At 67.3% G+C, this 13,399-nt stretch carries 12 protein-coding genes and 1 pseudogene; 6 read left to right on the top strand and 7 right to left on the bottom strand.

All coding sequences use genetic code 11. The features are described from left to right. Positions 1–293 (bottom strand): SMI1/KNR4 family protein (locus tag DEU38_RS20555; protein WP_147283553.1); only part of this gene is annotated, 293 nt, incomplete at its 3' end. Between the two features lie 330 nt (positions 294–623). Between DEU38_RS20555 and DEU38_RS20550 the strand changes: the two are divergent. Next, positions 624–1,469 (top strand): annotated as a pseudogene (locus tag DEU38_RS20550) (DNA-3-methyladenine glycosylase family protein); the annotation flags it as partial. Between the two features lie 7 nt (positions 1,470–1,476). On the opposite strand, the gene DEU38_RS20545 reads toward DEU38_RS20550, so the two are convergent. After that, on the bottom strand, positions 1,477–2,934 hold the full coding sequence (locus DEU38_RS20545) for a catalase (RefSeq protein WP_114723245.1): 1,458 nt from the start codon (positions 2,932–2,934) through the stop codon (positions 1,477–1,479). Positions 2,935–3,298: 364 nt separating this feature from the next. On the opposite strand from DEU38_RS20545, the gene DEU38_RS20540 reads away from it, so the two are divergent. Continuing rightward, positions 3,299–3,655: a type II toxin-antitoxin system RelE/ParE family toxin gene (locus DEU38_RS20540; RefSeq protein WP_114723244.1), complete on the top strand. Its 357-nt coding sequence runs from the start codon at positions 3,299–3,301 to the stop codon at positions 3,653–3,655. Positions 3,656–3,660: 5 nt separating this feature from the next. Then, positions 3,661–3,966, top strand: coding sequence for a helix-turn-helix transcriptional regulator (locus DEU38_RS20535; RefSeq protein WP_114723262.1), 306 nt, complete (start codon positions 3,661–3,663; stop codon positions 3,964–3,966). Positions 3,967–3,987: 21 nt separating this feature from the next. Here the strand turns inward: DEU38_RS20535 and DEU38_RS20530 are convergent, their stop codons facing one another. Together DEU38_RS20530 and DEU38_RS20525 are read right to left on the bottom strand one after the other, a co-directional pair. Then, entirely contained in the window at positions 3,988–6,216 is a 2,229-nt protein-coding gene (locus DEU38_RS20530) for an MMPL family transporter (RefSeq protein WP_114723243.1), read from the bottom strand. Between the two features lie 97 nt (positions 6,217–6,313). After that, the gene (locus DEU38_RS20525; protein WP_114723242.1) at positions 6,314–6,829 is read right to left on the bottom strand and encodes a hypothetical protein; all 516 of its coding nucleotides are present in this window, start codon (positions 6,827–6,829) and stop codon (positions 6,314–6,316) included. Between the two features lie 129 nt (positions 6,830–6,958). Here DEU38_RS20525 and DEU38_RS20520 point away from each other — a divergent pair, with 129 nt between their 5' ends. Beyond that, entirely contained in the window at positions 6,959–7,306 is a 348-nt protein-coding gene (locus DEU38_RS20520) for an urease accessory protein UreD (RefSeq protein WP_258558057.1), read from the top strand. Between the two features lie 48 nt (positions 7,307–7,354). After that, positions 7,355–8,098, top strand: coding sequence for a GAF and ANTAR domain-containing protein (locus DEU38_RS20515; protein WP_114723240.1), 744 nt, complete (start codon positions 7,355–7,357; stop codon positions 8,096–8,098). Positions 8,099–8,110: 12 nt separating this feature from the next. Here the strand turns inward: DEU38_RS20515 and DEU38_RS28135 are convergent, their stop codons facing one another. Next, positions 8,111–8,317, bottom strand: a complete 207-nt coding sequence (locus DEU38_RS28135) for a hypothetical protein (protein ID WP_147283552.1) — start codon at positions 8,315–8,317, stop codon at positions 8,111–8,113. 374 nt (positions 8,318–8,691) lie between these two features. Beyond that, a complete protein-coding gene (locus DEU38_RS20510) occupies positions 8,692–9,819 on the bottom strand; it encodes an NDMA-dependent alcohol dehydrogenase (protein ID WP_114723239.1) in 1,128 nt (375 codons plus the stop codon). 134 nt (positions 9,820–9,953) lie between these two features. On the opposite strand from DEU38_RS20510, the gene asnB reads away from it, so the two are divergent. Beyond that, positions 9,954–11,783, top strand: coding sequence for an asparagine synthase (glutamine-hydrolyzing) (asnB, locus tag DEU38_RS20505; RefSeq protein ID WP_114723238.1), 1,830 nt, complete (start codon positions 9,954–9,956; stop codon positions 11,781–11,783). A 62-nt stretch (positions 11,784–11,845) separates the two neighbouring features. On the opposite strand, the gene DEU38_RS20500 is transcribed toward asnB, so the two are convergent. Continuing rightward, the gene (locus tag DEU38_RS20500) at positions 11,846–13,381 is read right to left on the bottom strand and encodes a bifunctional 3'-5' exonuclease/DNA polymerase (RefSeq protein ID WP_258558056.1); all 1,536 of its coding nucleotides are present in this window, start codon (positions 13,379–13,381) and stop codon (positions 11,846–11,848) included. Positions 13,382–13,399: the final 18 nt, after the last annotated feature.

Here is a 13,399-nt window from a genome sequence, read left to right as displayed (position 1 = left end):
AGCAGTCCGAGCATCGGTCCGGCTCCGCCGTCGCCCACCCGGGTGATCCACTCGCGGTAGTCGGCCGGAAGGCCGACGCCGAGCCGGTTCTCGAAAGCTGCGAGCACGTCCGGGTCCGCGGGAGCAGCATGCTCGTAGCGATGCACGGCCGCGCCGTGGATGTGGCAGCTGTAGCCGATGACCTCCCGGTCGCCGAGCGAGACGACGGTGGTCTTCAGATCGGCTGCTCGTAGTCGGTCGAGGCCGGTCAGGATCTCGGCGATCCGGTCCGCGTGCGTTTGTGCGTGTTCCATGCCCACATCCTGGCGGATGCGACGCAGGACAGGACTTCGCATTGTGTTCTGTGTCCGACGATCGACCCCGAGCACGTCGGTCGACCCAATCCGCGTGCCAGCCGTTTCCACGGCCGGATCGAGTGGGCCGAACCAGACCGAGGGATCGTCCAACATCTCTTGTCCGATTCATCCCTCGATGACCGCGTTGAGTGCGATCATCCGCCGATACTGGATTCCATGACCCCTTCCTCGTCCGGTGGCCTGCGGTGCTGCCCGCAACATCAGCCTGCGCCCGGCGAGCCGGGCCGTGCAAGGGCAACCCCATCCCACCTCCGGAAACGCCTCCAACTCCCGTTCAGTCCGCCCTTCACCGCCGCGCCGATGCTCGGCGCCCTGGCCGCGCACGCCGTCGACGGGCTCGAGCGGCACGACGGCGACACCGGCGCGCACACCCGCGTCGTCCCCGCCCCGCACGGCCCCGCCGTGGTGACGGTGGAGTTCGACGCCCCAGAGCACGTGTCGGCGACGGTGCTGCCGGCGCACCCGGACGACGTCCCGCACATCGAATCGCTGATGCGCCGCTGGCTGGACCTCGACGCCGACCCGGCCGTGATCGACGCGGCACTCTGCGCGGATTCGGCGCTCGCCGGTCACATCGCCGCCCGTCCGGGCCTGCGCGTGCTCGGCTCCGTCGACGGCTTCGAGACCGCCGTGCTGACGGTGCTCGGACAGCAGGTGTCGCTTTCGGCAGCAAGAACATTCGGATCGCGATTCGTGACGGCATTCGGCACCCCGACCGAGTTCGACGGGTTCGTGAGCTTCCCCGAACCGGAGAAACTGGCCGGACTCGACCCGCTCGTCATCCAGAAAGCCGTCGGCCTCACCGGCGCGCGGGCACGCACCGTGCAGGCGCTGGCCGCGGCCGCGGCCCACGGGCTCGAGCTTCATCCGGGCGTCGATCCGCGCGAGTTCCGCACCCGCCTGCTCGCGGTGCCCGGCATCGGGCCGTGGACGGCGGACTACCTCGCGGTGCGGGTGCTCGGCGACCGCGACGCCTACCCGTCCGGCGATCTGGTGTTGCGCCGCGCGCTGGGCGTCAAGACCGCGCGCGAGGCCGCCACGGCATCGGAGCCGTGGCGGCCCTGGCGGGCCTACGCCCTGTTCCACCTGTGGACGGCGCAGGCGTTCCTGTGAATCCGCGTCACCCCTGACCGGCGCGGACCCCCTTCTCGATCCGGTCCCCGAGACCCTTGTCGACGTTGCGCCAGTACTCGAACGCCCGCACCAGCACGGGCTCGGTGACGCCGTCGAGCAGATGCCCGACGATGTTGGATACCAACCGGTCTCGCCCGGCGTCGTCGAGGACCTTGCGGACCATCGTGCCGGCCTGGCCCCAGTCGTCGTCGTCCTTGCGCAGCGTGTACGCCTGGTGCACCATCTCGCCGTCGGTGAACCAGCCCGGCGACTCCCCGGAGACCGCCAGCTCGGCGTGCGGGCCGCCCTTCGAATTGGGCACATACACCGGGTCGCCCCGATTGTGGTGCCGCAGCTGCCCGTCCTTGGTGTACGAGCCCAGCGGTGCCGCGTGCGGCGAATTGACCGGCAGCTCCTTGTAATTGGAGCCGATGCGGTACCGGTGCGCGTCCGGGTACGAGAACCAGCGGCCCAGCAGCATCTTGTCGGGGCTCGGCCCGGTGCCGGGCACCGAACTGCTCGGCTCGAACGCGGCCTGCTCGATCTCGCAGTGGTAGTCGGCCGGGTTGCGGTCCAGCTTCATGGTGCCGACGTCGATCAGCGGGTAGTCGGCGTGCGGCCACACCTTCGTGAGGTCGAACGGATTGAACCGGTACGTCTTCGCCTCCTCGTACGGCATGATCTGCATCTTCAGCGTCCACGTCGGGTACTCGCCGCGGTCGATGGCCTGCCACAGGTCGCGCATGTGGAAATCGGTGTCGGTGGCGGCCTTCTGGTCGCCCTCCTCCTGCGTGAAGAACTCGATGCCCTGATCGGTCTTGAAGTGGTATTTCACCCAGAACCGTTCGCCCTTCGCGTTGACCCACATGTAGGTGTGGCTCGAATACCCGTTCATGTGCCGCCACGTGCGGGGGATACCGCGGTCGCCCATCAGCCACGTCACCTGGTGCGCCGACTCGGGGGACAGCGTCCAGAAGTCCCACTGCATGTCGTGGTCGCGCAGGTTGTTGTCGGCCCGCCGCTTCTGCGAGCGGATGAAGTCCTGGAACTTCATCGGATCGCGCACGAAGAACACCGGGGTGTTGTTGCCGACCATGTCGAAGTTGCCCTGCTCGGTGTAGAACTTCAGGGCGAACCCGCGCGGATCGCGCCACGTGTCCGGGCTGCCCCGCTCGCCGGCGACCGTGGAGAAGCGGGCCAGCATCTCCGTCGTCTTGCCGGGCTGGAACAGGTCGGCCTTGGTGTAGGCGCTCACGTCGTTGGTGACCTCGAAGGTGCCGAATGCACCCCCGCCCTTGGCATGCGGCTGCCGTTCGGGCACCCGCTCGCGGTTGAACTGGGCCATCTTCTCGATCAGGTAGTAGTCCTGGAGCAGGATCGGCCCGTCGGGTCCGACGGTGAGCGAATGTTCGTCGCTGGGTACCGGGATTCCGGAGTCGTCGGTGGTGTAGTTCGGATCTGACATCTCATTCCTTCCCTACGAGTCACGTCACCGTGCGGGTAGAAGAGGCGATGCTCGCGAAAGTGTTTGGGCTGCAGAGCATCGTCGGTGGAGAGCTCGACCGGGTACGCGGCGCGTACCGGGCGCGCCATCCATCAATTACCACCCGACCACTTCCCGGCCGATCCGTCAACCGATGTGCCACGCTGGTTCGGTACGACTGTCGGTGAGGGGAGAGATCCGTGGACGAGCCACTGCCCGCCTACCGTGAGGTGTCGGCGAATCGGTACCGCGAGATCGCCGGTCTGTAGTTCGAGGACTTCGTCGCCCGGCGATGCGTTGTATAGCACCTATAGGTGATATCACTCATACGTGATATTCTGAGGTTGTGTCGATCTGGAGCGTGGACGTCGAGTTCATCGGGGAATGGCTCGAGCAGTTGGATCAGTCATCCTACGAGCAGGTCGTCGCGGCGCTTGAACTGCTGCAAGAACGTGGACCTCAGCTCGGGCGACCACTAGTCGACACGGTGAAAGCATCCCGCCACAAGAACATGAAGGAGCTACGACCGGGATCGAGTGGGCGCTCGGAACTGCGGGTCCTGTTCGCCTTCGACCCCGACAGGAAGGCGATCTTGCTCGTCGCGGGGGACAAATCAGGTCAGTGGACGAAGTGGTACAAGACGAACATCCCAATCGCCGACGACCGTTTCGATACCCATCTCGCGAGTTTGGAAGGGAAGTGACTGTGATGGCGAAGAGTCTCGACGACATGCTCGTCAAGCGGCCCGTCAACAGGGCCGCCGTGGACGCGCACAAGAACCGCATGATCGAGGAGGTCCGGGCCTACCGACTAAAGGAGCTCCGCGAAAGTGCAGCAATGACGCAGAGCCAGGTCGCGGACCGTCTCGGTGTCGGCCAGAACCGCGTTTCCAACATCGAGCGCGGCGACCTTGCGCGTATCCAGATCGAAACCCTGCGCAGGTACGTCGAGGCCGTCGGTGGCTCTCTGCGAGTCGAAGTCGAACTCGGCGACGACCGCTTCCAAATCGCCTGACCTCCACCGGCGCTGGCTCGTTCAGTCCTTGGCCCGCGCCAGCGCGGACGGCCACCAGATCGGTTTGCCGATGTCGTGGGAGAGCGCCGGGACCAGCACACTGCGGACCACGATCGTGTCCAGCAGGACGCCGAACGCCACCGCGAAGCCCACCTCCGCGAGGAACACCAGCGGCAGCACGCCGAGCACCGCGAACGTGCCGGCCAGCACGACGCCCGCCGACGTGATGACGCCGCCGGTGACCGCGAGGCCGCGCAGCACGCCCGACCGCGTACCGTGCTCCTGCGTCTCCTCCCGGACCCGGGTCATCAGGAAGATGTTGTAGTCGATGCCGAGGGCGACGAGGAACACGAACGCGAACAACGGGAACGACTGGTCTGCTCCCGCGAAGTGGAAGACGTGCGTGAAGAAGAACCCGCACACACCCAGCGTCGCGGCGAAGCTGAGCACCACCGTCGCGATGAGGATCAGCGGCGTCAGGAGCGCCCGCAGCAGGATCGCCAGCACGATGAAGATCACCACGAGCACGATCGGGATGATCAGGTTCCGGTCGTGCACCGACGCGGTCTGCACGTCGAGCGTCGCGGCGGAACTGCCACCGACGAGGGCGTCCGCGCCGGGCACCGCGTGCAGGGTGTCGCGGAGGCGTTCGACGGTCTGCAGCGCCTCGGGCGAATCGTACGAATCGGCAAGGGCCACATTGATCACGGTGCGGCCGTCGATGGGCGCGACGTTCAGCGTCGCGGGCGCGCACCCCGGCGGAAGTTGCTGCGGGACGTTGCCGCCGAAGCTCTGCAACAGCGCCTTCGCCTTCTCGATGTCGACCTGCACGCACACCGATCCCGGCCCCTGGCGCACGCCCTCCACCCCGCTCGCCGCCGCGATCACCGCGTCCACGCCGGACGCGTTCGTCGCGACCACCGCGGGCGCCCCGGCACCCTGATCGAAGTTGGCGTCGTACAGCGCCTGGCCATCCACGGCGTCGGGTTCGTTGGTGAAGTTCTCGGACGCGGTGAGGCCGGAGGTCTGCAGGCTGCCGATGCCCACCGCGAACAGCACCGCCAGCAGCACGGTCGCACCGATCCACGCCGGACGGTCGCGGCGACCGACGAACTCCGCGATCCGGCCCCACATCCCGTGGGTGGCAAGGTCGGTGGCGCCGTCCACCTTCGGCTTGCGCGGCCAGAACACCCAGCGCCCCACCGCGGACAGCGCGACCGGCAGGAACGTCATCATCACCAGGTACGTGCACGCGATGCCGATCGCCGCGACCGGACCCAGGCTCTTGTTGGAGTTCAACTGCGAGAAGCCCAGGCACAGCAGCCCGATGATCACGGTGATCGCGGACGCGGTGATGGCCGGCGCGGACTCCTTCCACGCCTTGATCATCGCGTCGAACCGGTTGTCGTGAAAGTGCAGTTCCTCCCGGTACCGGGAGATCAACAACAGCGCATAATCGGTGCCCGCGCCGATCACCAGCACGAACAGGATGCCCTGGCTCTGGCCGGTGAGCGTGAGGATCCCGTGGTCGGCGAGAACGTAGATCACCATCGACGACAGCCCCAGCGCGAGCAGCGCCGAGAACAGCGGGAAGAACCACAGGATCGGCGACCGGTACACCACCAGCAGGATCAGGATCACCACCAGCAGCGCGACGCCGAGCAGCGTGCTGTCGAGCCCCTCGAACGCGTCGATGAACGCCACCAGCAGACCACCCGGTCCGGCAGGCAGCACCTCGAGATCCGACGCCACGGACGTCTGCGCGGCCGCGAGCACGTCCTGTTCGGCGGCGGCGAGGTCGGTGCCCTGGACGGTGGTCCCGTCCTGTTTGGCGATCAGCGGCACGAACACCGACGCGCTGGTGCCGTCGGTGGAGATCTGGGTGGGCGTCACGCCGTCCGCGTCGACGCCCTCGACCGACGCCATCGACACCCGCGCCCGGTCGATCGCGGCCTTGTCCGCGTCGGTCAGGCCGCCGTCGCGGTGGAACACCACCGCACCCGGAATGGTCTCCACCTTCAGGAACTTCGCGGCCTCGTTCGCGACCACCGTCGACTCGGCCGAAGCGGGCAGATAGGACGCGTTGTCGTTCTTCTGGACCTCGGCCAGCTTGCCCTGGAACGAACCGCCCAGACCGCCCAGGAAGAACGCGACGATCGCGATCGCGACGACGGTGAACACCGGCCACCCCCGCCTGGGCCGGGTGTCGTCACCCGCCGGCGGTCCGCTCATGGACTCCACTCGGGTCATTGGTGCTCCTCGTACGCGGTCGCGGCCGGATACCAATGCAGACCAGTACAGCACGCGACCGCGCGGCCGGGGAGACGATCCGGCGGGCGGACCGGCGCTAGACGACCATGTGGCAGTAGATGCTGTCGCCGCGGGCGACCGCCCCCGCGGCCAGTTCGGCCAGCGCGGCGATGAACGGGGCAGACGCCTCGGTGGGGTCGGCCGCCTCGTCGAAGATCCAGACGCGGGCCGCCGCGGTCACGGCGTCGGAGTCCAGGTCGGCCAGCGCGTCGCGCAGTTCGTCGGCGACGGTCAGAACGAAGGCGTCGCCGTCCTCGCCGGCGGCGACCAGGGATCCGCGCCGTGGACCCGCCGTGACCTGCTCGTAGGTGCGGCCGGTGAGCGCCGCTTCGAGCCTGCTGAGGGCGATGCCCGGCTCGATTCGCTTGGCCTGCAGGACCGGGGTGCCGCTCGACGCAGACTGGACGCGCGGGCGGGAGGCCTCGTCCGGGTCGGTGCGGTACAGGGCCTGGGCGGCGTCGACGACGTCCGGGTCGAGATCGAGCAGGTCGTCGAGAGCGGTGGCGGCGACCTCGTCCGAGGGGGCCGTGAAGTAGTCGGTGATGGCAGACATGACCGCATGTTCGCACAGGGGACCGACGCACCGAATCGGACGACGGTCTCGGTGACGTCCCGCCCGTCAGCGCAGTTTGATGTTCCCGCCGTCGACCATGAGCGTCTGCCCGGAATGCCGTGCGTCTACATGATTTCCACATCCGGCTGCGTGCTGCAGGGCGACCGCCTCTACGTCGACATCGCGATGGGGCCCGGGTCGATGGCGCACGTGACGACGCAGTCGGCGACGAAGGTGCACGAGATGGACGCCAACTTCGCCTCCCAGGTGCAGACGGTGACGCTGGCGGAGCATTCCTACCTGGAACTGATGCCGGGCATGACGATCCCGCTGCCGGTGGGCACCGCGCCCTTCGTGTTCGCCATGTGGCTGTTCCTGCTCCCGAAGAAGCAGTTCGTGCCGGTGCAGCACGCCACCATCGCCGGCGGGGCGGCGGAGTCCGGTCGAAGCCGTCCCGTGGCGCGTCGACCGGAATAGAATCGACGCAGTGGTCGAGGCATCGAGACGGCCGATCCGGGGGATCCGATGGGTGACGAGCAAACGATTCCGGACGAACAGTCGGAACTGAAGGGAAGCGTCGACGAACTCACGTCCTCCCTCAGGGAACTGTCGGGGATGCTCGACGATGTCGACGAGTTGGAGCACGTGCTGCAGTGCCTCGTCGAGAGCGCGGTCCGCATCGTGCCGGACGCCGACATGGGTGGTGTCACGATCCTGCGTGACGGCAAAGCGGAGACAGCGGCGGCCACGGATCTTCGTGTTCGCGAAATCGACAGCACGCAATACGATCTCGACGACGGCCCGTGCCTGCGCTCGGCGCGCGAGCAGGCCACCCAGAACGTCGATCGGCAGGAGATACGCCGGCGGTGGCCGGGCCTTGCCGACGTCGCGGAGAGCAACGGGGTCGGCAGTTTCATCGCCTCGCCCCTGACTCTCGACGATCGGGTGAGCGGATCGTTCAACCTGTACAGCTCGGACGACGACGGCTTCCGCACCTTGGACGAGTCGCTGCTCGAGGCATTCACGACAGCGGCGATGGTCGCCCTGCGCCAAACGCAACGCTACGACGGGGCCCGGCGGTCCGTCCGAGCATTGGAGGCGGCGCTGAAGTCCCGCGCATCGATCGATCACGCCATCGGTGTGCTGATGGCGCTGCACGGCATCGATCCCGAGGCCGCCTTCGACCTGATGGTCAAGACGTCCCAGCAGAGCAACACCAAGCTGCGTGACGTCGCACAGCAGCTCCTCGCCAAGATCGATCGGTCGTAGCCCGCCGGCCGGTCAGATGAGAACGGCGGCGGCCACGACGCAGAGCACGATCAGAGCAGCGGCGGTCGCGGCGAGGACGAGCGAGCCGCCGAACAGCAGTGTTGCCGCAGTGACGGATGTGGCCGAGAGGCCCGCGATCCGCAGCGTGCAGCACCCTTCGCGCGCGACCGTCTCGCGGTCGTCCGGCATGCGGACGTCAGGTTCGGAAAGTGTCGTCATCGGTCGACCTCCTGGGCGAGGCGGCGCCATTCACGAGACAGGGGGATCACGTCGATCACAGAACGATGAGTCATGGGTGCCCTCACTGTGTACCTACACGGAGGGGGATACGGCTGGCAGCCAGTACGACGGCACATGTACCCCCGACGCCGGCTGTCTGCCCAACCTTGCTGCTCAACGATAACGGCCACACGTGACCTCCGGCAACATGCCGCCACCGAATCGTTATCCGACGTTCGAAGGTCCCGGTGCCAACTCCGACACCTCTCCGGTCCAATGCGCAACGCCTCGGCCACCGTCGTAGACGACGGCGGCCGAGGCGTCGCGCACTGGCCATTGCCCGATCCGATGACGCGAGAAGCGCGTCCGGCGATCTACCAGTCCGCCTCGGTGAAGCGGACGACGCCGCGGATGTTCTTGTTGTCGAGCATGTCCTGGTAGCCGTCGTTGACCTGCTCGAGCGAGTAGGTGTTGGTCACCATGTCCGCGAGATTGAGTCGACCGGCCCGGTACAGGTTCAGCAGGTTCGGGATGTCCACGCGGGCGTTGCAGCCACCGTAGATGTTTCCCCGCAGGTCCTTCTGCAGCATCGCGAACAGGAACGCGTTGAGCTTGACGTCCATGTCGGCCATGTGGCCCATCGCGGTGACGACGCAGCGGCCGTTCTTGGCGGTGAGCGTGAGGGCCGGGTCGACGTACTCACCCTTCATCTCACCGACCGTGATGATCGTCTTCTGGCACATGCGGCCCCAGGTGATCTCCATGATCGGCGCGATCGCTTCTTCCATCGACGGGAAGGCATGCGTGGCGCCGAACTTGAGGGCCTGCTCGCGCTTGAAGGGTGATGGGTCGATCGCGAAGACGTGGCGTGCACCCGACGCGACGGAACCCTGCAGCGCGCTCATGCCGACGCCGCCGACACCGATGATGGCGACCGACTCGCCGGGCTTGACCTCCGCGATGTTTGTCGCCGAACCCCATCCGGTCGGGACACCGCAGCCCACGAGGGCCGCGAGCTCGAACGGGATGTCCTTCTCGATCTTCACCGCCTGGGACTCGTGCACCGTCATGTACGGCGAGAACGTGCCGAGCAGGCACATCGGGATGACATTCTCGCCACGAGCCTGGATGCGGTAGGTGCCGTCGGCGATGGCCTGACCGCTGAGCAGCCCCATACCGAGGTCGCACACGTTCGAATGGCCCTCGGAACACGACGGGCAGCGTCCACACGCCGGGATGAACGAGAGCACGACGTGGTCGCCGACCTCGAGATCCTTGACCCCCTCGCCGACCTTCGTGACCACACCCGCGCCCTCGTGGCCACCCATCGCCGGGTAGGACGCCATCGGCGTCGCACCGGTGACGATGTGGAGGTCGGAGTGGCACATGCCGGCAGCCTCCATGCGGATCTGCACCTCGCCGGCGACCGGGTCACCGAGCTCGATCTCCTCGATCGACCACTTCTCGTTGATGCCCCACAGCAACGCACCCTTGGTCCTCATTGCAACAGCCTCCCCTTACGTGACTAGCGGTCGCTGTGACGATAGCCACAGATCCTTCGAATTGGAACACGTTCTAGATCGTTCTTACAAAACTATGTATAGCTGTGCAAGTAACCGAGTTTGGGGGGCGTTACATGTGTGGAATCGCAGGCTGGGTGTCGTTCGACTCCGACCTGACCCGGCAGCGGGGTGTTCTCGACGCAATGACCGACACCATGGCCTTGCGTGGGCCGGACGGACGCGGCACTTTCGTGCGCACTCACGCGGGGCTCGGGCATCGGCGGCTCGCCGTTATCGATCTACCCGGCGGGGCGCAGCCGATGAGCGTGAGCACCCCCGCCGGAGACGTCGGAATGGTGTACACGGGGGAGGCGTACAACTACCGGGAACTGCGCGATCAGCTACGGGCTCTGGGTCATACGTTCCGCACCGACAGCGACACCGAGGTGGTGCTCCACGCATACCTGCAGTGGGGTGAGAGCATCGTCGATCACCTCAACGGCATGTACGCCTTCGCGATCTGGGACCAGCGCGAGGAGAAGCTGGTGATGATCCGAGACCGCATGGGCATCAAGCCGTTCTACTACTACCCGACACCGGACGGGGTCCTCTTCGGGTCGGAGCCGAAGGCAATTCTTGCGAACCCGTTGGCACGCAAGGCCATCGATTCCGACGGCGTTCGTGAGCTGCTGGCAATGACCAAGGCGCCGGGCACGTCGGTATGGAAGGGCATGTACGAGGTGGCGCCCGGCACTCTGATCCGGGTAGATCGCGATGGACTTCACGAACGCACGTACTGGCGCCTGGAGGCTGCCGAGCACACCGACAGCACGGAAAGGTCCGTCGAGCGGGTCCGGGATTTGCTCACCGACATCGTCGACAGGCAGCTGATCTCCGACGTACCTCGCTGTGTATTGCTCTCGGGTGGACTGGATTCCAGTGCCATCACCGGCCTGGCCGCGGCGAGCCTGGCGCGCGACGGAGAACAGCTGCGCACCTTCTCCGTGGACTTCCTCCATCAGGAACAGAACTTCGTCCCCGACGAGGTGCGCGGCACCCCCGACGCGCCGTACGCGCACGAGGTCGCGGCGTTGGTGGAGTCCGCGCATCAGAACGTGACGCTCAACTCGGCCGATATGCTGGATCTGTCGGTCCGTCGTGCGGTCATCACCGCACGCGACATGCCCGGACTCGGCGATATGGATCTATCCCTTTACCTGCTGTTCAAGGCGATTCGCGAGCAGTCGACGGTGGCGCTGTCGGGTGAATCGGCCGACGAGGTGTTCGGCGGCTACCCGTGGTTCTTTGCCGACAGAGCGGTCAACGCCGGCACCTTCCCGTGGGCGGCCTTCACCGGCGACAAGCCGTGGAACGCTCTGCGGCCAGAGCTGCGCGAACAGCTGGATGTCGACAGCTACATCGCCGACCAATACGCCGCGGCGTGCGCGGAGGTCGAACACCTGCCCAGCGAATCCCAGGCCGAATACCGCATGCGCGAGGTGTGCTACCTGCACCTGACCCGGTTCGTGCGGATCCTGCTCGACCGCAAGGATCGCCTATCGATGGCGGCCGGACTCGAGGTTCGGGTGCCGTTCTGCGATCATCGCCTCATCGAATACGTCTACAACACTCCGTGGCCACTGAAGACCTTCGACGGCCGCGAGAAGAGCCTGCTGCGTCACGCCACGAAACATGTGCTCCCGCAATCGGTGGTCGATCGTGTGAAGAGCGGGTATCCCTTGACGCAGGACCCGGCGTACGCGACGAACCTGCAGCAGCTCGCGAAGGAGATCCTGGCTGAGATCAATTCGCCGCTGTTCGACCTGATCGACCGGACCTGGATGCAACAGCTGACAGCGCAGGATCCGATGCGGATGGATCCCGTCACCCGGGCGGGCCTGGATCGCGCGGTCGACATCTACACCTGGCTGGACCTGTACAAGCCGGAGCTGCAACTGGATTGAGCATGAATGAGGTCCTCGGCACGACGATGGCTGCCTGCGGACGACGGGTGCGCGCCAACGAATCACTCGGCGGGCTCCGCGTAGCATTCCCTGACCCCCACATCCATCGGGAAGCGGACGTCGGTGGCGCCGAACAGCAGACGGGTTGCCGCGTCCGCCGCGGCGAGGACATGCGCGGTGGCAGCGTCGGGGCGTGTGGTGTGCACCACCACCTCGTCGTGCTGGAAGAAGACGAGTTCGCCGTCGCCGGGATCGGCGGCCAGGCGGCGGCGCAGGTCGGCCAGCAGGCACAGCGCCCACTCCGACGCCGTGGCCTGCACGACGAAGTTACGGGTGAACCGGCCGCGGGCGTGGGGGTCGCCGCCGGACCACCACGAGTCGTCCGGCGGGGGACAGGCGCGTCCGAGCCAGGAATGGACCACCTCGCCGCGCTCACCGGCGCGGGCGGCGTCCTCGACGAGTTGCACCGCCACCGGAAAACGCTTGCGCAGCAACCCCAGAAGGGCGCGGGCCTCGCCGGCGGTGGCGCCGTAGAGGACGCCGAGGATCGCAACCTTCGCCTTCGCCCGATCGCCGCCGAACGCCTCCGCCGCGACGGGGGCGTACAGGTCGTCGGCGCCGGCCGCCGCCATCATGCGCGGATCGCCGGACATCGCGGCCAGGATCCGCGGCTCGAGCTGACCGGCGTCGGCGATCACGAAGGTGTGCCCCGCATCCGCGATCACGCTGGAGCGCAATGTCTTCGGAATCTGCAGCGCACCGCCGCCGCGACTGGCCCACCGCCCCGAGACCACGCCGCCCGGCACGTAGACGGGCCGGAAACGGTCGCCGCGCACCCAGGCGTCCAGCCACGTCCACCCGTTGGTGCTGTGCAGCTTGGCCAGGTCGCGGTAGCGCAACAACGGTTCGACGGCCGGGTGGTCGATCTCCCGCAGTAGGTACGCGCGGGTGGAGTGCAGTTCGATGCCCTCTCGCGCGAAGGCCGCGACCACCTCCGGCTGCGACGCCGGATTGACCCGGCGACCGAACGCCGCGCTCACGTCGTCGGCGACCGCGCGCAGGCGGTCCGGCAGCATGTCCTCCGGTACGCGCGGACCGAGCGCCTCCTCGAGCAGGGCCCGGTGCGCGGCCGCCGAGAACGGCAGGCCGTCGAAGCTCATCTCCGCCGCCGTCAGTCCGCCCGCGGACTCGGCGGCCACCAGCAGTCGCAGCCGCGGATCACCCTCGATCGCCTCGGCCTGCCGCCGGTGCCGTTCGACGATCACGTCCGGTGCGGTCCACGGGACGGCGTCGAACAGGCCCAGTCGATCGTCGACCGGGGTCTCGGCCACAGGGACGTACCGGCCGGCACGCGTCTCGAGCAGCGCGCCGGTGAGCGTCAGATCGTGGCACCGCTGCACCCGCACCCCCGCCGCCAGCAGCGGCGAGTACACCCGCGCGGTGTCCTCCCACACCCAGCGTGGGTGTTCGGCGGCCTCGATCTCGCGGACCGCGGCAGCAACGTCGTTCAGGCGCAGCGGCTGGCCCAGTGCCCGGCCGGACTCGTCCGTCCGGATCAGCGTGGCACCGTCGCCGTCGGGTACCAGCACCGTTCTCACGCAGACCAGTGTGCGGGA

It is taken from the genome of Rhodococcus sp. AG1013, from assembly GCF_003350365.1.
Classification (GTDB): domain Bacteria; phylum Actinomycetota; class Actinomycetes; order Mycobacteriales; family Mycobacteriaceae; genus Prescottella.
This window is presented reverse-complemented; position numbering and strand designations above follow the sequence as displayed.